The following is a 20,629-nucleotide window of genomic DNA, read 5'->3' on the forward strand; positions in this document are numbered from 1 at the left end:
GAAGCGAAGCTCAGGTCGCGTCGCGTCGCCGAGGCGCTGCGCGCAGGGCAGCGTCAGTCCGCCGTGCTGGGGAGGCCACCCCGTGCCAGCATCATGATATGAACCCTGCGACCACGACTGGTACGCGTAACTACACGATCTGCTACGGCGCTTTGGATTCTCCGCATATCCCCCAAGTCTTCGTCGAAATGCGCGCTCCGGACCGTGCGAAGATGGCGGAAAGCGCGCTCGGCGCCATTCGCCGGAATTGCGTCGCCACGTTTCATTTCACTGCAAACCCCGATGATGAGGTGGGCGGCTGGGGATCACGGCGTTCCGTAAGCGCGTTCGGGGCGGCGAGCGAAGTGGGGCAGAGGAAGTTCATCGAGTACCGCGGCACTCATTTCGATTTCGCGTCGCAATCGTACCCGCTCACGGACGGCCCCTTCTCTGACGCGTCGTTCCTGCTCTCCGAAGCCGGCCAAGTTGCCGGTCTGCGGTCAGCGGAGTTTGACTAGAAGGTCTCACAGAACGCCGACTCGAAGCCGGTTCGCTGTCACGGAGATGACCCTGGAGTGGCACGACCGATGAATGACTGACCCGTCGCCGACGGCGACTCGTCCCCTGGAGGTTCGCATGCCTGCTGTGAGCGTTGCTGATCTGTCGCTGCTGCCACGTATTCCCGATCCCGGCCAGTCCTCGCCGGCCGAACGTCTGGTCAGGTCGGTGAACACGGCGCCGAGCGGTTTTGAGGGTGAGGGCTTCCCGGTCCGACGGGCCTTCGCGGGCGTGAGCATGGCCGCGCTGGATCCGTTCGTGCACATGGATCAGATGGGCGAGGTCGACTATGCGCCCGGTGAGCCCAAGGGCACTCCGTGGCATCCGCATCGGGGCTTTGAGACAGTGACCTACATAATCGACGGGACGTTCGCGCACCAGGACTCCCACGGTGGCGGCGGCCTCATCACCGATGGTGCGACACAGTGGATGACGGCCGGGGGCGGGATCTTGCACATTGAGACGCCGCCTGAAGATCTCGTGACCAGCGGCGGCCTGTTCCACGGTATTCAGCTCTGGGTGAATCTGCCTGCCAAGGACAAGATGATCGCGCCGGCATACCAGGGTCTGGAGGCCGACGACGTCACCTTGCTGGCCTCGACCGACGGGGGCGCGCTGGTGCGTGTCATCGCCGGACAGGTCGCTGGCCACGCGGGGCCGGGATCGACTCACACGCCGATGGCGCTGATGCACGCGAGCGTGTCGCCGGGCGCGCAGTTGCGGCTGCCGTGGGACACAAGTTTCAACGCCCTCGTCTACGTCCTGGCCGGCAACGGGCGGGTCGGCGGCCAGGGCCGCCCGGTGCATGTCGGTCAACTCGTGGTGTTCGGCGATGGGGACTGGATCAGCGTGCGCGCCGACGATCGTCAGGACGGCGGCGCCGCCCTCGAGATCCTGATTCTCGGCGGCAAGCCGATCGGTGAGCCGGTCAGCCATTACGGCCCGTTCGTGATGAACACCCGTGAGGAGATCGGGCAGGCGATGCTGGACTTCCAGGCCGGCCGGTTCGGGTCCATCCCGCCGAATGCCCTGATGCCGCATGTTCCGGACCCGGATCCGGTCCGGGCCGAGCACACCGGGATCTGATCGGCCGAAGCCCAACTCAGCGGGCGCCGTGATGCGCGTGATGTTCGTGCACCAGACGTATCGCCATCGAGCCTTCGCCGACCGCTGAGGCGACTCGCTTGATCGACCCGCTGCGGACGTCGCCCACCGCGTACACCCCCGGCGTGCTGGTTTACAGCATCGACGATCGAATCGGCCAGCCAACCCGTGCAGGAGTCCACGCCGATGAATATGAATAGCGCGGTCGCGGCGAGCGTCTGCTTGTCCCTGGTCGCGTTGTCCTCGATGAGCACGCCCAGGAGGACTCCTTTGCCGACGGGTTGGCCTGGGAGTGGCTGGGGGCAGCCGAACTGCTGGGCGGCCGCGGTGTCGCGCACGGATCAGCGCTGGCCGAACTTCAAGTCACCGATCACCCCGATCCGGATGCCGAGCCACGGATAGGTGAGGGTGAAGAACGGGTTGTCCTGCGGTTGCAGTCCGACAGCGGAAAGCCACATCTGGTAGGCGCTCGAGTTGGAGATCCCGCCGTGCAATCGCCGCCAGACCCGCCCGGAGTCGCCTCCTGCCGGAGCCGCGGTGATGGTGTCGGTCCACTCGACCGCGTTGCCGCCCTGGTCAAGAGTGCCCCATGGCGAGCGGGTTCCGGCCTGGCCGACTGTGCTGAGGCTGCCCTGGTAGAGCGAGGCGTAGGCACTCGGGTCCAGTCCGAACGGGTTGACGGTGGAGCAGTCGACTGGCTGCACCTGTCCCGGGCACCAACTCGGTGCCGGCTGGCCGGAAGCGTGGTAGGAGGCGAGTGGTTGGTTTGCTGCGTTGGTGACGTCGCCGGTGGTGGGGTTGAGGACGGTGGGGTTGGGGGCCGTCTGTTCGCCGTCGCCGAACACCCCGGGGTTGGTGGGGTACTTCCAGTAGGAGTATGTGCCGCCCCCACTCGGGTCGTAGTAGGCCGCCTTGATCCACTCATTCTGGCTCGGCACGACGAACCCGGAGTTGTGGGCCCTGGTGGCGTCCGGCCGGGTGAGCTCGTACATCCCGCGCTCGGTCTGCCTCGACAATTCGATCGTGTAGGTGACGTAGTGGAAGCGGCCGTCGTTGCTGTCTCGCTTGGAGATCAGTCGACCGTTGTAGAGCGAGTTGACGAACCGCGCCGCCCTCAGGAAGTTCGCGGCGCCATACGGCTTGTCCGCCCACTCCGGATACGCGACAGAGTAGTGGGAGCCGCTACGCGCAGTGGCGGAGAAGTTGATCTGCCCGTACTTGGGCCACATCGAGGAGCTCTCGGTCGCGTCATAGAGATGACGGCGATCGACGCCGCGGGGGTCGGCCGTGTTGAGGAATGCCACCCACTGGCCGACGGTCACCTCGAGCTGGCCGATCTCGTAGCGGTAGTTGACGCCGCCGACCATCAAACAGCCGCGGGAGGGCTTGGGGGCATGGGAGCACGACCGGTAGATGGCGTCTTTGAACGGGGTGATGCCTACCGATGGATTGCCAGGAGCGCCGACTTTGGCGGTCGTCACTGTGATCACGTCGCCTCTGCTGGGAGCGGCGGCGCTGGTACGGGGTGGCAGCTCGGAGGCGACGGCATTGAGCGCGGATGGCACGAGGAGTGCCGATGCTCCGCACATCGCCAAGATGGCCCGGCGAGTGCGAATGGGAGACAAGTGCATGGGCGTCCCTTTTCGGCCATGGGCGCCCGACTGCCGGGGAACCAGCGCGCGTAGCGGCCCGAAGATCACGACAACTCGATCGGACGCTAGCCTGTCCATCACATTTTTCATGACAGGAATCACGGAGAGTCCGGTCTTTTTACACCCATCGGGCCAGCTTGACGACGAGATCCGCCAGACCATAGCCAGCTGAATCCGACCAGGCCATGTCGCCAGGATGGCGATGGTTGTTGATGAGTGCTGGCGGTATCCTCGTCAGCAGGAAGTCCGTGTCGGTCAGACTTGGCAGCGCGATGGTTCTGACACGAACGTAGCCGACGCAACGGCGCGTTCAGGCCAAGCCTCGCCTGCGAGTTGAACAATTCCAATGAAAACGGCCACCATTGAATCCTCGCGCCGTCGCGGGCCGCGGGTGGCCATCAAGGGCCGTCCGGGCGAACGGCGGCCGAGGCACTGGACCGGGTCACCACACGGATCGTCACAGGGACCCCCATTCGTGAGGGTCGTGCATTGTTCGGGCTCTACAGGGTGCTGACGAGCCCGCCGTCGATGCGAAAGTCGGCCCCGGTGATGTTGGCGGCCCGGTCGCTCGCCAGGAAGAGGACGAGGTCGGCGACCTCCTCGGGGTGGGTGAACCTGCCGGTGGCGGCCTGGCCGGCGGCCTGCTCGGCCACGTCGCCGGCGCTCGCGCCGGTGGCCAGGGCAACCGTCGCGGCGACGCCGTCGTCGGCCAGCCAAAGGCCGGTGGTGACCGGTCCTGGGCTTACGGTGTTGACTCGGACGCCCTGCGGTCCGACCTGTTTGGACAGCGACTTGCAGAAGTTCGACAGCGCGGCCTTGGCGGCGCTGTAGTCGATGACCAGCGGGTCGGGCAGGAAAGCGTTGACGGAGCTGACGGTGACGATGCTTCCCGCGCCGCGCTCCAGCAGACGCGGGAGTGCGGCACGGGTGGTGCGCACGGCAGCCAGGAAGTTGACGGCCAGCGTCGCGGCCCAGTCGTCGTCGGTCACCGCGAGGAATCCGTCGACCCGCGGCCGGACGGCCCCCACGTTGTTGACCAGGACGTCCAACCCGCCGTACGCGAAGGTGGCCGCGGAGACCAACTCGGCCGGCCCGTCCGACGCGGTCAGGTCCACCTCGACCGCGAGGACATCGCTTTGAGCGACGAGCGCCTTCAGTTCGGGAGTGATCTCCCGAGCCCCGGCCACCACCCGCGCACCTTCCGCGACGAGGGCCCGGGTGACTGCCAGTCCGATGCCTCGGCTGGCGCCCGTCACGATGGCGGTCTTGCCGGTCAGGTGCATATCCATGCCAGTGCCCTTCGATTGGTGTCGGTCGTCTGTCGCGAGCAGCTCAGAGGGTCTGCTGAGCAACCAGTCCACTGCTGTGTCGGCGACCTCGCGCCAGCCGCCGTCGATCGTCAGCGAGTGCCCGCGGTCGGGGAAGTCGGTGATGTCCGTGACCGCGTCGGAGTGCCGGCGACGGTGTCGGGGTCGCCGGGCCGGCCCGCGCGGACGGGGCGTAGCCCTCGTGCTGGAACAGGTCCATCTACTCCACGGTAGACGTGGTGATGAACAGTCGCACCGATATCTCGGCGTTGGTCGCGCCCGTGACGGCGAGGGCGGCGACCTGCGTCTCCTGGGGTGTCAGAACGCTCCCGGTCTGCACGGTCCGGCCGCGAGGGCGCTCACCGGTCGCCGACAGCTCGGCGCGCGCCCGCTCGGCGAAGGCCGCGGCGCCCATCTCCGTGAACATCTCGTAGGCCGCCCCGCAGCTCGACGCGGGCGTCGGCGCGGCGTCTCCGGTGCCGCAGCCACTCGTCGTAGAGGAGGTGAGCTCTGGCCAGTTCGGTGACGATTCGAGTCCGGCCGAGCAACTCGACGGCTTCGCGGAAGAACGGGTCGGCGTGCTCGTCGTCGGCCATCAGGGCCCTGCAGCGAGCGAGGAGGCCAAGCGCCCACGAGGTACCGCTGGCTGGTTCGCGCTCCTCCAGACGTGCCGGTGCGGCCTTGGCGGCGCGGTGGTCGCCGCTCTGCAAGGTCGCTTGCGGGTGTCGTCGGCGTCCCCTTGCTGACGGTCCACGCCGCTCTCCAAGCCGAAGCGGTCGGAGGAGATGCGCAGGTATGCCGCTGGCCGCTTGGGGATGTAGGTGGCGAGGTGGTCGTGGAGGCTGAGGGCACCTGCCCCGGCGGGCCTGAACAGGGACCTGGTAGGCGTCCCACACGGATATCTCGGTGGTGGGCTCGGCGCGGGATACTGATCGTCATGCGAACCGAATTCGACCCGCGGGGCATGGACCCGCAAGCCTTCTACAAGCTGCTGACGGCAGTGGTGGTACCCCGGCCGATCGCGTGGGTCTCCACGGTCTCGGCGGCGTACCCATTTTCTGCAAATCTTGCCCCGCACTCCTTCTTCACCGTCGCCTGCACCGAGCCCCCGATCGTCCAGTTCACCTCGGTGGGCCGCAAGGACAGTCTCAACAATGTCGAGGCGACCGGCGAGTTCGTCGTGAACTTGGCGCCCGAGCGGCTGTTCGAGCAGATCAATGCGACGGCGACGGACTTCCCGCACGGTGTGGACGAGTTCGAGGCTGTCGGGATCGAACGGGAGCCGTCGCTGCGGGTCAAGCCGCCGCGGGTGGCGGGTTCGCCGGTCGCGCTGGAGTGCCGGCTGCACAGCACCCTGTGCCTGGGGAACTCCACCGTCGTCTTCGGTCGGGTGCTGCATGCCGCGGTGGACGAGGACGCGCTCGTCGACGGTCATCCCGAGATCCGGCGGCTGCGCCCGCTGTCCCGCCTGGGCAAGAACGAGTGGGGAACCACCGAGGGCGTCCGCGAGCTGGCCCGGATCCCCTACCAGGACTGGGTGCAAGGATGAGCGGCGACCGGATAGGCACAGATCGACTGAGCCGCGATCCGCTGAGCCGCGATCTTCGGATCGGCGTCATCGGCCTCGGCGACATCGCGCAGAAGGCGTACCTGCCCGTCCTCACTGCCGAGTCCGGGCTCGACCTGAGACTGATGACCCGCGACCGGGCCAAGCTGGACCGCATCGGGGACCAGTACCGGCTGACGCAGCGTCACACCAGCCTGGAGTCGCTGCTCGGCTCCGGACTGGATGCCGCCTTCGTGCACGCCAGCACCAGCGTCCACGTGCCGATTGTCGAGGCGCTGCTCGGCGCCGGGGTGGACGTGTATGTCGACAAGCCGCTCGACTACACCCTGGAGGGCGCCCGCAAGCTGGTCGAGCTCGCCGAGTCCAGCGGGCGCTCGCTGATGGTGGGTTTCAACCGCCGCCACGCCCCCGGTTATGCCCAGGCCCTCGAACGGCCGCGCGATCTGATCCTGCTGCAGAAGAACCGCGAGAGCCTGCCAGAAGCCCCGCGCACCTTCGTCTTCGACGACTACATCCATGTGGTGGACTCGTTGAGGTTCCTCGTCCCCGGGGAGATCGAGCAGATGCACGTCCGCTGCCGAATTCGGGACGGTCTGCTGCACCATCTCGTGCTGGAGCTCTCGGGTGACGGTTTCACCGCGCTGGGCATCATGAACCGGCTGAGCGGTTCGACCGAGGAGATCCTCGAGGTCTCGGGGCAGAACTCCAAGCGGCAGGTGGTCAATCTCGCGGAGGTGATCGACCACCGGGGTCAGCCGACGGTGCGCCGTCGCGGAGACTGGGTGCCGGTGGCGCGGCAGCGCGGAATCGAGCAGGTCTGCCACCTGTTCCTGGACGCGGTCCGCCAGGGCAGGACCCTCTCGGCCGAGGACGCGCTGCGGACCCATGAGCTGTGCGAGTGGATCGTCCAGCAGGTGGAGGCTTCGGAGCGTTGATCCGCGCCGGAAACTGACGCACTGTCATCCTGATTCGCGGTCGGCCTGGTGCACGCCAAGACCGGCACGTTGCACGACGCGGCGGCCCTCGCAGGGGTGACCCGAGGACGGACGGGCACTGGAAGGCGTTCACCTTCGTGGAGAACGGTCCCGTGCCCGTGGTCCGGCCCGGCAGAGCACGGCCCGGCCCGCCGCCACCGTCGAGGGCTATTGGTAGTGCGGCGGCGGGCCTGTGACCGCGACGCGCCAGGAACGGACGGGGGTGCGCGCGATCGCCCTCCAGCGGTCTTGGTTACGCTGAGGGATCCGCGTACCCACTGGGGACAGTACGGGCCGGACAGCCGGGAGGGCGTTGATGGACCGACAGCGGGGCCTGATGGCCGTGCATGCCCACCCCGATGACGAGTCGTTGTGGACCGGCGGCGTGCTCGCCCAGCACGCCGCCGAAGGGCGGCCCACCGCAGTGCTGACCTGCACCGATGGCGAGCTTGCCGACGGGACCTCGTTCGCCGGCCCCGGCACTCGCGTCAAGGAGCTGGTCCAGGCCCTGGGCGTGCTCGGCGTCGCCGAGTCGGGTGTCCTTCCCTACCGTGACTCCGGCCATCTCGGACGGGGGCGGGGGAGCCTGTGCGACGCGCCCTTCGATGAGCTGGTGGCCGACCTGGTCGCCCGGATCCGCTCCTTCCGGCCGTCCGCCGTCGCTACCTACGACGCCTTCGGCATGTACGGGCACCCGGACCACGTCCGCGTGCACCGCGCGGTCCTCGTCGCGGTCGAGGCGGCCGCCTGCCCGTACCAGTGGCCGCAGGCCGGGGCGGCGTGGGAGGTCGAGTCGCTGTGGCTGGCCACGGTTCCCGAATCCCTGGTCCGCCGGCTGACGGTGCTCGGGCTGGAGTCGCCGATGCCCTCCACGCCCGATGCGCGGATCGCCGCCGCGGTCGATGTGCGGCCCTGGTTGGACGTCAAGTGGGAGGCGGTCCGGTCGCACGCCTCCGAGTTCGCCCGGGGTGCTCGGATCGCGGCCTTCGAGGAGCCGCACCTGCGCGAGCTGTGCCTCGGCACCGAGTGGTTCCTGCACCGTCCCGGCCCAGGGGCCAGGACGGGCGGCGGCGCGGTCGGCGCCCGTCTGCTCGCTGACGCTTAGTCACCGACCGGATACCCCTCGGCACGGTACTCGTCGAGGTCCTGCCGATCGCGGCTGTGTGACCAGGGGCATTGCATGATCACGAACTGGCCCGATTTGCCGGGCTCTTTCGTGACGTGACGTCATGAGTATCTGGTGGATGGGGCCCTGGGGCGCAGAACAGGCACGGCGCCGGTGATCATGTGGTTGTCGAGACCCATGAGAACCGAGCGAGACCGTGCCTGCCGGACATCATCTCCTATCTCTTCGGCGCTGGAGCCACTGGTCCGCGCTGCCGTCGCCCTCAGCCCTGGCGAGGTCGTTGACCTGCGCCGATTCCTTGACCTTGTACCCGATCCGCGCGGACTGCGCGGTCGGCGCTACCCCGCGGCCGCGCTGCTGACCGTGGCAGCCGCGGCGGTGCTGGCCGGCGCCAGGTCGCTGGCCGCCGTCGGCGAGTGGATCGCCGACGCCCCGCAGCAGGTGCGCGCCTCGCTCGGCCTACTGCCGGACCCGCTCACCGCTTGGAACCAGGCGCCCCACGCCGGTACCGTGCGCCGTCTGCTCCACCGCGTCGACGCCGATGCCCTGGACGCCGCGATCGGCGCCTACCTGCAAGCGCGCCAAGCCGACCGGCACCCGCGAGCGCCTGGCCGACGGGTGATCGCGGTGGACGGCAAGACCGTGCGCGGCTCGCGCACCGCGACGGCCACCGCGGTCCAGCTGCTGGCCGCGATGGATCACCACGGTGTGGTCCTGGCTCAGCGCCAGATCAGCTCCAAGAGCAACGAGATCCCCGCCTTCGCGTCGCTGCTGAACGGCCTCGACCTCACCGACGCCGTGCTGACCACCGACGCCCTGCACACCCAGCACGGCCACGGCCGCTACCTCATAGGCCGCGGAGCGCACTACCTGGCCATCGTGAAGAAGAACCATCCTGGTCTGTATGCGCAGGTCAAAGAGCTGCCCTGGCGGGACATACCACTAGAGCACCGCATCCGCGACCGTGCCCACCATCGTGAGGAGGTCCGCCGCCTGAAGGTCGCCGGCTACCGCGACATCGACTACCCCGGCGCCCGCCAGGCCATTCAGGTCGTCCGGTGGCGCCGCGACCTGGGCACCGGCAAACTCACCATCGAGCGTGTCTACCTGATCACGAGTCTGGACGTCTTCGATGCCACCCCGGCCGAGCTCGCCGCCTGGATCAGGGGGCACTGGGGCATCGAGAACCTCCTGCACCACGTGCGCGACCGCACCTTCCGCGAGGACGACTCCAAGATCCGCAGCGGGGCGCTACCCCGTACCATGGCGAGCCTGCGCAACCTCGCCATCAGCACGTTCCGCCAGGGCGGCGACACCAACATCGCCGCCGCCCTACGGCGAATCGGCCGCGACTACCACCGTCCCCTAGAAGCCTTCGGCCTCAACTGCAGCAGGAGCATGGTGAGTGACTAACCCGCAGACCAGGAAAGCGGGTCGTCACTTCCTCCGCAACAAGCGTCAAGCGTGGGAGGAGTACCGCTCCGGGGTCACCGCCTTCGAGCTTCGCAAGAACCTGCCGGTGCTGTAGCGGCAGAGTGCAAGCCAGCGGGGGGCGCTGGCCTGCAGTTGTTTCAGCCGGTCGTGGCCTGCTCAGCCCGAAGGGCCGCGGGGTCCACGTCGGGAACTGCGAGCCTGGGGTTGTGGCCCGCCGCGACCACCCTCATGACGAATCCCGCCGTCTCCTCCAACTGCCGTGCGCTCTGCAGGCCGCCGACCACGGCGCCGCACCCGCCGAGGTCGGCGATCAGCACCGCCGCGCTGTCGAGCGCACGCGGCTCGTCGCCACAGATCGCCACGACCGGTGCTGCGACCCGCGGTCCCGTGTACGGCCACGAGGCGCCCGCGAACAGGTGCAGCGCCTTCACCACCTGCGCGCCCGCAGCGAAGCGGGCCACAAGCTCCGCCGCCGAGCCGGTCGCCGGCTTGAGCTGCCCGCTCCGGTAGTCCACCGGGTTGGTGCAGTCGAGCACGATCATGCCGGTCAGCGATCCCTGCGGGCCCCCGACGAGGGACAGCGACGCCTCCAGGCCTTCCCAGGCGACCGCGACCACGATCACGTCGGCCTGCTCGGCGAAGGTCGTGGGCTCGACGGCCTTGGCCGAGTGACCGATGTCGCCGGCGGCCTGACCTGCACGTGAGGCGTCGCGCCCGGTCACCAGGAGCGAGTGGCCGGCTGCGGCCCACGCCCGGCCCAGGGTCACGGCCAGATTGCCGGTGCCCAGGATTCCTACGTTCACGGCGATCTCCTTCATTCGAAACGGTGCCGGAAGAAACGCTATGAACGCGGCTCCTACCGATCGGTAGGCGAGCGGTGCCACACTGGACCGTGTGATCGAGGAGACCTGTCAGACCTTCGTGTCCGACTGCCACGTGCGCGCGGCAGCCGACCTGATCAGCCACACCTGGGACCCCGTCGTGCTCTCCGCGCTGCGCCTGGGGCCGACACGGCGCAACGAGTTGCTCCGGCGCATCGCAGGAGTCAGCGACAAGGTGCTGACCCAGGTGCTCCAGCGGCTTCAGTCGCGCGGGCTCGTGACGAAAGTTCACGGCGCGAGGCAGGCGTCTGCCCATCCGGGCGTGGTCTACCGGCTTTCGCCGCTCGGGGAGTCCTTCGCGAACGGCCCCCTGGCACTGCTGGCCCGGTGGGCCGCTGACAACCAAGCCGAACTCGCGGACCCGTCAGCCACGATGTAGCCCGCGCGAGGTGACGCGGTGCGACGCTCCGTCCGATGGCGGTGCGTACTGACAGACCATGACAGATCACCAACACGCAATGCCCCTGGCTGTGTGACCTGCCCACAGCCGACACGATTCGGGCAATTGGTTCACGATGCACCGGTCTCTATCACACCTCATGCACGTTCTCAATAGTGCCAAATTCGGATAGACCGCACATCCCCGCCTGAACCAAGGAATTTGGCAGAAATCCTTTCGATTGTGGACGGAGAAAACCAGTTCGCGCGATGGTGTGGACACGGTCAAAGTGGCGGTGCTAGATTGATGATCATTGAGAGGGGCGCAAGGGCTTCGATCACGAAGAGATGTTTGGGGGGTTTTCATGCGCTACAACGACTGAAATACCAGATGCCGATTGCACCGGCATCCTCGGCCCATGGACCAGGCGCTCGGAATACAGCGGGCACAAGTCGGAGGCGGTGAATTCACATGCGTTACAACGACTAATTATGGCAGGTCGAACTCCGGCTGGAGCCAGTTCGACAATGTGAGGCAGTGCCGGGCTCGGAACTGTCCGAGCCCGGCGCACTCCCGATCTCCGAGTGCTGCTGTTCCCGACTGCTTGGACCTCGCCAGCAATTCACGTCCCTAGGAATTCCCGATGAACCTCCCCATTCGGTACGACCCCCTCGGCAGTACGACTCTCGCCAACCCCTACCCGGTGTACGCGGCGCTCCGCGAGGCCGAGCCCGTGCACTGGCACGAGAAGATGCAGAGCTGGGTTCTGACCCGCTACCGCGACTGCCAGACGGTGCTGCAGAACCCCGAGGTGTTCGCCACCGACTGGCGAAGGGCCGGTGAGTCCGTGTCCGAGCCGTGGCTCAGCCTGCAGACGCTGGACCCGCCGGACCACGCACCGCTGCGGAGCCTGTTCATGAACGCGCTTCGCGCCCAGGATCTGGATGCGATCGGCGAGTACGGCGAGGTCCTCGTGACGGAACTGCTCGACTCACTGGAAGGCAAGCCGCAGTTCGACCTCATGTCCGAGGTCGTCGCGCCGCTCGCGCTCGCGACGATATCGGAGCTCATGGGTATCGACTGCCCCGAGGTCGGCACCTTCGCGGCGATATCAGACGCAATTGTGCGCAGCATGGACGCCGCCCTTGCCCCCGAGGCCGCAGAACCCGGAGTCGAGACGGGCGCCGAGCTCAAAAAGCAGGGCGTGGCGGCACGCGGTCGGCTGAGCGAAATGGTGGAGTCGTGGTTCATCGCCAATCCGCGGCCCGGGCTGCTCACCCATATCGCCGGCAACCGCGGCGGTATGGATATTCCTGACAGCTTCATTCGGAATACCGTGCGGGTGGTCTTCCAGTCCGGATACAGCTCGATCGTGGCCGGCGCGGGAAATGCCATGCTGGCGCTGCTGGAAAACCCCGGCGCATTTGAGGCCATGCGCGATCCGAAGCTGCTCTCCAGCGGTTTCGACGAGCTCATGAGATACGATGCTTCGGTTCAGGGAACCAGTCGCATTCTCACGGAACCCGCGGTGATCGGTGATATCCCGCTCAAGAGGGGCGACGTCGTGGTCGTGCTCTTCGGCGCCGCCAACCGCGACCCGGAGAAGTTCCCGCGCCCCGACGAACTCGTACTCGACCGCTCGCCCAACCAGCACATGGCGTTCGGCCGTGGACCGCACACCTGTGTGGGCAACCTCTTCACGCAGGTGACCCTGCAGGCACTGATCAGGGCAGTCCTCCGGCGGCCCACGGCGATGCGCCAGGCAGGGGAGCCGCTCCGCCAGCGTACGGCGACCATGCGCTACCTCGCGACGCTGCCGGTCTCGTTCCAGACCGCCGACGCGTAGTGGCCACAACTCCGCCGAGTACGACGACGGGTACGGGTGCGGCTCGGCGTTGGCTGCAGGCGGCCCTGCCTCCCGCGGGACCGGTGCGGGGCCTGACCCTGTCCACCTTCCTGACGACGCTCGGGGACGGTCTCTTCGCCACCGTCAGTGTTCTCTTCTTCACCCGTGTGGTGGGACTGAGAATGGTCGACGTCGGATTGGGCCTCACGCTCGCGAGCCTGGCGGGCCTGGTCGCAGCCGTGCCGGTCGGACATCTGTCCGACCGGCACGGCGCACGTCGCGTACTGCTCGTCCTCACCGCTGCGGCGGGGCCCGCCGTCCTCGGCTACCTGGCGGTGCGCTCCTTCGTCCCGTTCGTCGTCGTCGCTTGCGTCGTCGGGATCGTGCAGCGCGGTTGTCGAACGGTACTTCCCGCACTGATCGCTGTGATCGCGTCGGCGGACGAGCGAGTGGTCGCCCGCGCTCATCAACAAGTGGTGAGCAACATCGGCATCGCGTTGGGTGCAGGTGCCGCAGGGATCGCGCTGTACCTGAACACCCGGACCGCGTACGAGGCACTGGTGGTCGGCGCCGGGCTGGCGTATGCCGGTTCAGCAGTCGTGTTGAACCGCATTCCGGTCCGGCTGCCACCCCCGGTGCCCGCCGAGCGGCCGCGGATGTGGACGGCGCTGAGGGACCTCCGATACCTGAGGTTCACCGGGCTGAACGCGGTTCTGTCGCTGAACGGCGGCCTGATGGAAATCGCCCTGCCGCTCTGGCTGGTTACCTGCACCAGGGCACCGGCGTGGCTGTTCAGCGCCTTGATTGTGATGAACACGTTGCTGGTGGTGCTCTTCCAGGTCAGGATCAGTTCAAGGGGCAGCGACGTGGAACGGGGGGCGTGGGGGCGGGCCTCACGCCGAGCGGGATTCCTCCTCGGGGGCGCGTGTCTGCTTTACGGCACCGCTGGTTGGGGCAACGCCCTGGTCGCAGCCGGGGTCCTCGTCCTCGCTATGGTCGCGCACACTGGAGGGGAGATGTACCAGGTCGCGGGCGAGTGGGGGCTCAGTTTCCAACTTGCGCCCGAGCGTGCCACCGGTCAGTACCAGGGAGTGCTGGCAATGGGGCGGGGCGCGACCAATGTGGTGGCTCCGGTAGCGCTGATCGCGGTGGTCAAGGGAGGCCAGTTGGGTTGGGTGGTGCTGGCGGCGGTCTTCCTCGTGGCCGGACTCGCGATGCCCGTCGCGACACGCTCGTCGGCTGGTGAGGGTCTGCGCGAGGGGACGGGAGCCGTGGCCGAGCCGGTCCGGTGACATCTCGTCACAGTGAACCGGACGGCCGGCTCGGCGCCCCACGGAGCAGGCCCCGGCTCAGGCGGCGCGGGGCAGCTTGCGGGCGGAGCTGCCGTCGTCGGCCGGGGCGTCGGCCGAGCCGCGGTCGCGGCTGGAGTCCGTGCGGGTCCCGGCCGCTGCGCTGCGACCTCGCCGCAGCAGCACCCAGACCAGGGCCGAGGCCCCGATCAGCAGCGCGCCGGACAGCAGCGCCGCAAGGTTCATCCCGTGCACGAACGAGTGCTGGGCACTGACCAGCAGCGCCTCGCCGGTCGCTGCGGGCAGCGTGGACGCGGCGTGGACCGCGCCGCCGAGCGAGTTGGCCGCCTCGGTGGCCTCCGCTCCGGTCAGTCCAGCGGGGAGGACGAGACCGGAGCGGTAGACCGCGGTCAGGACCGAGCCGACGAGAGCGATGCCGAGTGCGGTGCCCAACTCGTAGGCGGTCTCGGAGACGGCTCCGGCCGCTCCTGCCTTCTCCTGCGGAGCCGCGTCCAGCACCAGCGTTGTGGACAGTGCGTAGACCACGCCCTCGGTAACGCCGGTGGCCATGAAGGCGACGGCGATCAGCAGGTACGAGGTCTCCTCGTGCGCCCATCCCAGCGCGCCGAGGCCGATGCCCATGGCGAGCAGCCCGCCCGCGAGGGTGACCCGGTGCCCGCAGCGTCGGGCAAGGTAGGCGGCGCTGAGGCCGCCGATGACAGAGCCGGCGAACGCGGGCATGTCGGCGAGCCCGGCCTGCAGCGGTGAGTAGCCGCGCACCAGTTGGAAGTACTGGGAGAGGAAGAACACCACACCGGCGAGACCGATCAGCGCGATCAGCGCGCCAAGGGCGGCCGCCGTGAAACGGGGGTTGGCGAACAGGCGGACATCGAGCAGCGGCACCGGCAGGCGAAGCTGCCTGCGCACGAACCAGGCCAGGCAGACCGCGCCGAGCACGGCGGCGGCGATGACCTGCGGGTGCAACGCGGAGCCGACAGCGGCCTCCTTGACCGCGTAGACCACGCCGATGATGCCGACCAGGGACAGCCCGACACTGGTCAGGTCCCAGGCTCCGGCGTTCTCGTCACGGGACTCGGGCAGCAGCCGCCAGCCGAGCACCAGGAGCAGTGCCACGATCGGAATGTTGATCAGGAACACCGAGCCCCACCAGAAGTGCTCCAGCAGCAGCCCGCCCAGCAGCGGACCGACCGCCGCACCGGCGGTGGCGGCGGCGCCCCAGATGCCGATCGCCTTGGCGCGCTCGCGGTCGTCGGGGAAGAGGTTGCGGATCAGGGAGAGAGTGGACGGCATGATCGTGGCCCCGGCAACGCCGAGCAGGGCCCGGGCCGCGATGAGCCAGCCCGCGCCGGGGGCGTATGCGGCGACCAGCGAGGCAGCGCCGAAGGCCGCCGTGCCGATGAGCAGCAGGCGCTTGCGGCCGATGCGGTCGCTGAGCGAGCCCATGCTGACGAGCAGTCCGGCCAGCACGAAGGAGTAGCTGTCGCCGATCCACAGCAGTTGGGTGGGAGAGGGGTTCAGGTGCTGGCTGATGAAGGGGATGGCGAGGAAGAGGACGGTGGCGTCGACGGCCACCAGCAGAACTGCGAGGACCAGGACGGAGAGCGCGACCCACCGGGCGCGGTGGGTGGCGGGCTGGGGACTTCGGTAAGCGGACGTGGTCTGGGGGACGGTCGGGACGGCGGTCATGATGTGCCTTTTGGGAAGTCTGCGGGAAGCCTGAGAGAGGTCCGAGACGAGGGCTGAGGAGCGGTCTCAGGAGGGTGAGGAGGTTCGGAGGGCGCCGCCGAGGAAGAGCTCGACCAGCGCGTGGGTGCTGTCGCGGGCGGCGAGGCGTCCTTCCTGGACGGCCCAGCCGACGCCGGCGAGCAGGTCGAAGAAGGCTTCGCTGAGCCAGGCGGCGGGGAGTTCGACCCGGAAGGCGCCGGACTGCTGGCCGCGGAGGAAGAGCGCGGTGACCCGGGCGTCCATCCGGTCCCAGGCCGCGGTGACCTCACTGTCTTCGAACAGCCGGCTCTCGCCGGTGAGGAAGGCTGCGGTGGTCGCGTCGGGAATCACCGCGTCCGCCAGCCGGCGGACGGCCTCGACGGGGTCGCCCTGCTCGATGTAGGCGGCGTCCAGGGCGGCGGACATGCGGCGCAGCGCCAGTCCGGCGACCTCGTGGACGAGTGCGTCGCGGCCGGGGAAGAGCCGGTGCAGAGTGGCACGGCTGATCCCGGCGGCGCGGGCGATCTCGTCCAGGGCGGCCGTGGGCTGCCTGCAGAGGACGCCTACAGCTGCCATGAGTACCGAGTCGCGATCCGTTGCCATGACGCAAGGATACCTGATGTGAGACAGTCATGTCTCATTCGATAGTTGAGGCTCTCGTTTGCAGCTAGTGGCTCTCAGTCGATCAGTGCTTCGTAGGCGGGCTGCAGTAGCGATTCGAGGGAGCGCCCCCGGATCACGATGCCGGACGCGCCGAGTGGCGCGGTCGCTGCCTCGGCGGTCCCGGGCTCCTGGCTCCGTTCCTGGCCGCTGAGCAGCGACCGATGCCGGTCGCCCTCGGTCCAGAAGTCGTGCAGGCGCTCCGCCAGCGGGCGCTCGGAGGCGGCAGCCGGTTCTGCCTCCGCTCGGCTCTCCTCGGCTGCGGAGCGAAGCGCGCCGAGATGACGCAGCAGCCGTCCCCGATCGCGGCCGCGCCAGGCGAGCAGCAGGAACGGGTCGTCGTCGAGCGCTGCCGCCAGCGCGCCGAGGACGGCCGCGAGGTGTCCACAGGGCGACCACTGCGGGCAGGAGCACTCCAGGGTGAGATCCGTCGCCCGGGCAGGGAGCAGCGACAGGCCCGATCTGGCCAGCACGCCCTCCAGCCGCGGCGGCACCTCGCCGTCGAACAGTGCCTCGCGGACGTCCTCGTCGGCGGCGAGGGCCTGTTCGGCCCGTGCCCACTGCGCGGGGTCAAATACCGCCAGCTCCACCCAGACGTCGTAGGACCGTCCGCCCGAGCCCGCGACCCGTGCACCGGTGGACCCGGCGGAGACGGTCAGCTCGGACACCGGAGAGGGAGAGGCAGAAGGAGGTGCCTGGGCTTGGAGCTGGGGGAGTCCGAGCTCGAGCAGTCCGAGGGAGTCCAGGCGCGCGAGGAAGCGGGCCGACCACGCCCGGGGGTCCGGCGCGGCGCCCGTACCTGCGGCCCCTGGTCCTCGTCCTGGTCCTGGTCCTGGAGTGTTCATGCTTCGCTCACCGCGTCCTCCGTCAGTGCCAGCACCTCGCGCAGTGCGTCCGTCGACAGGTCGCCGAGCCAGCTCTCGCCCGAGCCCACCACGGCGTCCGCCAGCGCCCGTTTGGCCTCGATCATCGCGTCCACCCGCTCCTCCACGGTGCCCACGCACACGAAGCGGCGCACCTGCACGTCCCGGAGCTGGCCGAGCCGGAACGCCCGGTCCGTGGCCTGCTCCTCGACTGCCGGATTCCACCACCGGTCCAGATGGACGACCTGGTTGGCCGCCGTCAGGTTCAGCCCGACACCGCCCGCCTTCAGGGACAGCAGGAAGACCGAGGGTCCGTCCGGCTCCTGGAAGCGGTCCACGGCTGCGTCGCGCTGACGCCTGCTCATGCCGCCGTGCAGGAACAGCACCTCGCTGTCCAGGCGCTCCGCGAGATAGGGCTGGAGCAGCGAGCCGAACTCGGTGTACTGGGTGAAGCACAGGGTGCGGTCGCCCTCGGCGACGGCCTCCTCCAGGGTCTCCTCCAGCCGGGCCAGCTTCCCGGAGCGGCCTTCGAGGCGCGGTCGCCCCAGTCGGCCCCGTTCAGCGGTGTAGTGGGCCGGGTGGTTGCAGATCTGCTTGAGCCGGGTCAGCGCCGCCAGTACCAAGCCACGGCGCTGGATCGTGTGGCTCCGGTCGAGTCTGGCGCGTTCCATCCGGGCCAGCAGGTCGTCGACGACCGCCTGGTAGAGCGCGGCCTGTTCGGCCGTCAGGTTGCACAGCACGGTCATCTCCTGCTTGCGCGGCAGGTCGGCGGCGACGACCGGGTCGCTCTTGGATCGGCGCAGTACGAAAGGCCGGGTCCGGCGCCGCAGCTCGGCCGTCGCGCGCTCGCTGGCATTGCGTTCGATCGGCACCGAGTAGCGCTCCTTGAAGCGCTCCGCGGAGCCGAACAGGCCAGGGTTCGCGAAGTCCAGGACGGAGTGGAGCTCGGCGAGGCGGTTCTCCACCGGTGTGCCGGTCAACGCGAGCCGATGCGCGGCGGGCAGCGCCCGCACGGCGCGGGACTGCTGGGTGGCGCTGTTCTTGATGTGGTGGGCCTCGTCGGCGACCACCCGGTGCCAGTCAACCGATCGCAGCGCGGCGAAGTCGCGCTGCACCAGGCCGTAGGTCGTGATCACCACGTCGGCTCCGGCGACCGTGCGGCGCAGCTCCGCGCCGCCCGGGCGCCCGGCCCCGTGGTGGACGTAGACCCGCAGCATGGGAGCGAAGCGCGCGCACTCCCGGGTCCAGTTGCCGACCAGTGACATCGGGACGACCACCAGTGTCGGGCCGGCCACCGGACCCGCCGCCTGTTCGACGGCCAGCAGGGCCAGCGTCTGCACGGTCTTGCCGAGGCCCATGTCGTCGGCGAGCACCCCGCCGAGGCCGAGGCGGGTCAGGAACACCAGCCAGGCGAGCCCCCGCTCCTGGTAGGGGCGCAGGACCGCGCCGAAGCCAGGAGGCACGGCGACCGGCTCCAGTTCCGGAGCCTCCTGCTGCTCGACCGTGGACCGGACCCGGCGCAGCAGTTCGCCGAGCCGCCCGTCCGCCTCCGCGACCAGCACCGGCAGCCCCGTCCCCGGCTCCCGGCCGGCCAGGGCGGTCCGCAGCAGCTCAGCGACGGACGTGACGCCCTCCGCCCGGTCCGCCAGGAACGCCACGGCCGCCGCGATCCGGGCATGGTCGGCCTCGAACCACTGCCCCCGGACCCGTACCAGGGTCTGTTTCGCCGCCGCCAGCTCCTTCAACTCCTGCTCGCTGAGCGGCCGGCCGCCCAGTGCCGCCTGCCAGCGGAACGCGACCAGGTCCTCCCTGCCGACCAGGCTCTCCTGCTCGACCACACCTGCCTGGACCGTCTGCGCCGTCAGCGCCAGTCCGAGCGACGGCGGACGGCGCCACCAGGTGGGCAGCAGCACGCCGAACCCGGCGGCGGCGAGGGCCGGGGCCGCGTCCCGCAGGAAGTCCAGCGCGCCGGCGCGGTCCAGGTCGAGGCCGTGCGGCCGGTGCGCGAGCAGGGCGGCCTCCAGTTCCGGGCGGCAGCGGGCAGCTCGCTCCAGCTCGGCGGTGAACGCCGCCTCGGGGTGGTCCACGACTCGGCGCAGCGGCGCGGCGGCAGGGTGGTCCGCCCACAGTTCGGCTGCCTCGACCAGCACCGAGGGGTCGTCGGCGGCCTGGAGCGTGAACTCCAACCGCCAGCGGTCGGCGGCGGGGTCGTCCCCGGCGGCAAGGGTGTCCGGCCCCAGCGGCTCGACCAGACGGAAGCCCAGTCGCAGGGGGCCGGGGGCAGCGGTCGCCGAGCGGTGCCACACCGTCAGCCGGTCCTGCAGGACCGCGAGTTCGGCGGCGTCGCCGTCGGCCCCCAGGTCGGGGCCGTCCTCACGGAGCAGCCCGCTCTCCGAGCTCAGGGCGGCCAGCCAGTGCTCGGCTACGGTGGCCGGCGGGCGTCGCCGTCCCCGGCTCTGCGGCAGCAGCGGAGGCTGTTCCGCGAGCACGGCCCGGACTTCGCCGTCCACGAGCGCGGCGAGCAGCTCCGCGACGAGCTCGACGCCGGTGCGCTCCGACTCCTTGGCGCCGTTCCGTGGGGCGCCGGGTGCGGCTTCGGGTGAGACGCCTGCCGAAACGCCGTGCTCGGCCCGGCAGATCGGAGGGCAGTCGGCCGCGAGCGCCGCAGCCTCGCGGCGGGCCGGGCCGTCCGGCATCGGCACCCAGCGGGCTTGGGCCGCTGGGGAGTCGAGGTCGAGCGAAGGGAGTACCCGCCCCCGCCCGACCAGCCGCCAGGCCAGGTCGTGCACCCGGGTCAGCCAGCGCAGCGAGGCTCCGTAGGGGGCTTCGACCAGGCCTGCGTCCGGGAGTTCGGGTTGGATCGCCGAGCGGTGCGGGTCGTAGAGCTCGCCGAGTAGCTGGGCCGCCTGAGCCGCCGTGAACAGCAGCGCGGGCACCCGCCAGGGCCGCAGCCGCACGCCCGTGGTCGTGGGCGACGGGGCGGCCAGCTCGGGTGAGGGCAGCGGGGTCCCCTCCCGGGTGGGCAGCAGCAGGGTCGCGGACGCCGCCTCGGCGTGCCCCGCCAGCCATTCGAGCCCCGGGCCGACCGCACCCAGCAGGCCTCGCAGCACTGCCGGGTCGCAACCCTGGGGATGGACCGGGACGCCCCGTGTCCGCGCACGGGCCCGCGGCGCCTCGGCCCGAGGCCGGGCGTCCTCCGCCCACAGGGCGAGCCGCTGGTCGGCCTGCCACAGGCCGTGCAGAACGAACATGGGTCGGTCGACTCCTGCTCCGTGTGCTCCAAGG

General features: G+C 69.5%; 17 protein-coding genes and 1 pseudogene. 10 read left to right on the forward strand and 8 right to left on the reverse strand.

Going from position 1 to position 20,629, the window contains the following annotated elements:
* The first annotated feature begins 98 nt into the window (after positions 1 to 98).
* Positions 99 to 497: a hypothetical protein gene (locus ABIA33_RS11685; RefSeq protein WP_370080168.1), complete on the forward strand. Its 399-nt coding sequence runs from the start codon at positions 99 to 101 to the stop codon at positions 495 to 497.
* Between the two features lie 118 nt (positions 498 to 615).
* Positions 616 to 1,623, forward strand: coding sequence for a pirin family protein (locus ABIA33_RS11690; RefSeq protein WP_370080170.1), 1,008 nt, complete (start codon positions 616 to 618; stop codon positions 1,621 to 1,623).
* A 359-nt stretch (positions 1,624 to 1,982) separates the two neighbouring features.
* Here the strand turns inward: ABIA33_RS11690 and ABIA33_RS11695 are convergent, their stop codons facing one another.
* From ABIA33_RS11695 to ABIA33_RS11705, 3 genes are all read right to left on the reverse strand, one after another.
* Positions 1,983 to 3,131: a hypothetical protein gene (locus ABIA33_RS11695; protein WP_370080172.1), complete on the reverse strand. Its 1,149-nt coding sequence runs from the start codon at positions 3,129 to 3,131 to the stop codon at positions 1,983 to 1,985.
* Positions 3,132 to 3,793: 662 nt separating this feature from the next.
* Positions 3,794 to 4,582: an oxidoreductase gene (locus ABIA33_RS11700; RefSeq protein ID WP_370080174.1), complete on the reverse strand. Its 789-nt coding sequence runs from the start codon at positions 4,580 to 4,582 to the stop codon at positions 3,794 to 3,796.
* Between the two features lie 238 nt (positions 4,583 to 4,820).
* Positions 4,821 to 5,027 carry a LuxR C-terminal-related transcriptional regulator gene (locus ABIA33_RS11705; protein WP_370080176.1) on the reverse strand — a complete coding sequence of 69 codons (207 nt, stop codon included), beginning with the start codon at positions 5,025 to 5,027 and terminating at the stop codon, positions 4,821 to 4,823.
* Positions 5,028 to 5,537: 510 nt separating this feature from the next.
* Between ABIA33_RS11705 and ABIA33_RS11710 the strand changes: the two genes are divergently transcribed.
* From ABIA33_RS11710 to ABIA33_RS11730, 5 genes and pseudogenes are all read left to right on the forward strand, one after another.
* Positions 5,538 to 6,149: a flavin reductase family protein gene (locus ABIA33_RS11710; protein WP_370080178.1), complete on the forward strand. Its 612-nt coding sequence runs from the start codon at positions 5,538 to 5,540 to the stop codon at positions 6,147 to 6,149.
* The gene (locus ABIA33_RS11715; RefSeq protein WP_370080180.1) at positions 6,146 to 7,102 is read left to right on the forward strand and encodes a Gfo/Idh/MocA family protein; all 957 of its coding nucleotides are present in this window, start codon (positions 6,146 to 6,148) and stop codon (positions 7,100 to 7,102) included. Before ABIA33_RS11710 ends, ABIA33_RS11715 begins: the two co-directional genes overlap by 4 nt.
* 355 nt (positions 7,103 to 7,457) lie before the next feature.
* Entirely contained in the window at positions 7,458 to 8,246 is a 789-nt protein-coding gene (locus tag ABIA33_RS11720) for a PIG-L deacetylase family protein (RefSeq protein ID WP_370080182.1), read from the forward strand.
* 198 nt (positions 8,247 to 8,444) lie between these two features.
* Positions 8,445 to 9,680, forward strand: a complete 1,236-nt coding sequence (locus ABIA33_RS11725) for an ISAs1 family transposase (protein WP_370080184.1) — start codon at positions 8,445 to 8,447, stop codon at positions 9,678 to 9,680.
* 28 nt (positions 9,681 to 9,708) lie between these two features.
* A pseudogene (locus ABIA33_RS11730) lies at positions 9,709 to 9,795 on the forward strand (glutamine synthetase); the annotation flags it as partial.
* Between the two features lie 43 nt (positions 9,796 to 9,838).
* Here ABIA33_RS11730 and ABIA33_RS11735 read toward each other — a convergent pair.
* On the reverse strand, positions 9,839 to 10,504 hold the full coding sequence (locus ABIA33_RS11735; RefSeq protein ID WP_370080186.1) for an NADPH-dependent F420 reductase: 666 nt from the start codon (positions 10,502 to 10,504) through the stop codon (positions 9,839 to 9,841).
* A gap of 91 nt (positions 10,505 to 10,595) precedes the next feature.
* Between ABIA33_RS11735 and ABIA33_RS11740 the strand changes: the two genes are divergently transcribed.
* The 3 genes from ABIA33_RS11740 (at position 10,596) to ABIA33_RS11750 (ending at position 14,099) form a co-directional block, all read left to right on the forward strand.
* The gene (locus ABIA33_RS11740; RefSeq protein ID WP_370080188.1) at positions 10,596 to 10,961 is read left to right on the forward strand and encodes a winged helix-turn-helix transcriptional regulator; all 366 of its coding nucleotides are present in this window, start codon (positions 10,596 to 10,598) and stop codon (positions 10,959 to 10,961) included.
* Positions 10,962 to 11,664: 703 nt separating this feature from the next.
* Positions 11,665 to 12,807, forward strand: coding sequence for a cytochrome P450 (locus ABIA33_RS11745; RefSeq protein WP_370080190.1), 1,143 nt, complete (start codon positions 11,665 to 11,667; stop codon positions 12,805 to 12,807).
* Between the two features lie 83 nt (positions 12,808 to 12,890).
* Entirely contained in the window at positions 12,891 to 14,099 is a 1,209-nt protein-coding gene (locus ABIA33_RS11750) for an MFS transporter (protein ID WP_370080192.1), read from the forward strand.
* 57 nt (positions 14,100 to 14,156) lie between these two features.
* Here ABIA33_RS11750 and ABIA33_RS11755 read toward each other — a convergent pair whose 3' ends face one another.
* From ABIA33_RS11755 to ABIA33_RS11770, 4 genes are all read right to left on the reverse strand, one after another.
* Positions 14,157 to 15,803 (reverse strand): MFS transporter, encoded by a 1,647-nt coding sequence (locus tag ABIA33_RS11755; RefSeq protein ID WP_370080194.1) that lies wholly within the window; start codon positions 15,801 to 15,803, stop codon positions 14,157 to 14,159.
* Positions 15,804 to 15,869: 66 nt separating this feature from the next.
* A complete protein-coding gene (locus tag ABIA33_RS11760; RefSeq protein WP_370080196.1) occupies positions 15,870 to 16,424 on the reverse strand; it encodes a TetR/AcrR family transcriptional regulator in 555 nt (184 codons plus the stop codon).
* A 74-nt stretch (positions 16,425 to 16,498) separates the two neighbouring features.
* A complete protein-coding gene (locus ABIA33_RS11765) occupies positions 16,499 to 17,149 on the reverse strand; it encodes a hypothetical protein (RefSeq protein ID WP_370080198.1) in 651 nt (216 codons plus the stop codon).
* 173 nt (positions 17,150 to 17,322) lie between these two features.
* On the reverse strand, positions 17,323 to 20,595 hold the full coding sequence (locus tag ABIA33_RS11770) for a DEAD/DEAH box helicase (RefSeq protein ID WP_370080200.1): 3,273 nt from the start codon (positions 20,593 to 20,595) through the stop codon (positions 17,323 to 17,325).
* Between the last annotated feature and the right edge of the window lie 34 nt (positions 20,596 to 20,629).

Source organism: Streptacidiphilus sp. MAP12-16 (assembly GCF_041262165.1).
Taxonomy (GTDB): Bacteria; Actinomycetota; Actinomycetes; order Streptomycetales; family Streptomycetaceae; genus Streptacidiphilus.

Coding starts and splice junctions, on each gene's coding strand:
- ABIA33_RS11685 (WP_370080168.1), top strand. CDS start 99: ATGAACCCTGCGACCACGACTGGTACGCGTAACTACACGATCTGCTAC.
- ABIA33_RS11690 (WP_370080170.1), top strand. CDS start 616: ATGCCTGCTGTGAGCGTTGCTGATCTGTCGCTGCTGCCACGTATTCCC.
- ABIA33_RS11700 (WP_370080174.1), bottom strand. CDS start 4,582: ATGGATATGCACCTGACCGGCAAGACCGCCATCGTGACGGGCGCCAGC.
- ABIA33_RS11705 (WP_370080176.1), bottom strand. CDS start 5,027: ATGTTCACGGAGATGGGCGCCGCGGCCTTCGCCGAGCGGGCGCGCGCC.
- ABIA33_RS11710 (WP_370080178.1), top strand. CDS start 5,538: ATGCGAACCGAATTCGACCCGCGGGGCATGGACCCGCAAGCCTTCTAC.
- ABIA33_RS11715 (WP_370080180.1), top strand. CDS start 6,146: ATGAGCGGCGACCGGATAGGCACAGATCGACTGAGCCGCGATCCGCTG.
- ABIA33_RS11720 (WP_370080182.1), top strand. CDS start 7,458: ATGGACCGACAGCGGGGCCTGATGGCCGTGCATGCCCACCCCGATGAC.
- ABIA33_RS11725 (WP_370080184.1), top strand. CDS start 8,445: ATGAGAACCGAGCGAGACCGTGCCTGCCGGACATCATCTCCTATCTCT.
- ABIA33_RS11755 (WP_370080194.1), bottom strand. CDS start 15,803: ATGACCGCCGTCCCGACCGTCCCCCAGACCACGTCCGCTTACCGAAGT.
- ABIA33_RS11760 (WP_370080196.1), bottom strand. CDS start 16,424: ATGGCAACGGATCGCGACTCGGTACTCATGGCAGCTGTAGGCGTCCTC.
- ABIA33_RS11770 (WP_370080200.1), bottom strand. CDS start 20,595: ATGTTCGTTCTGCACGGCCTGTGGCAGGCCGACCAGCGGCTCGCCCTG.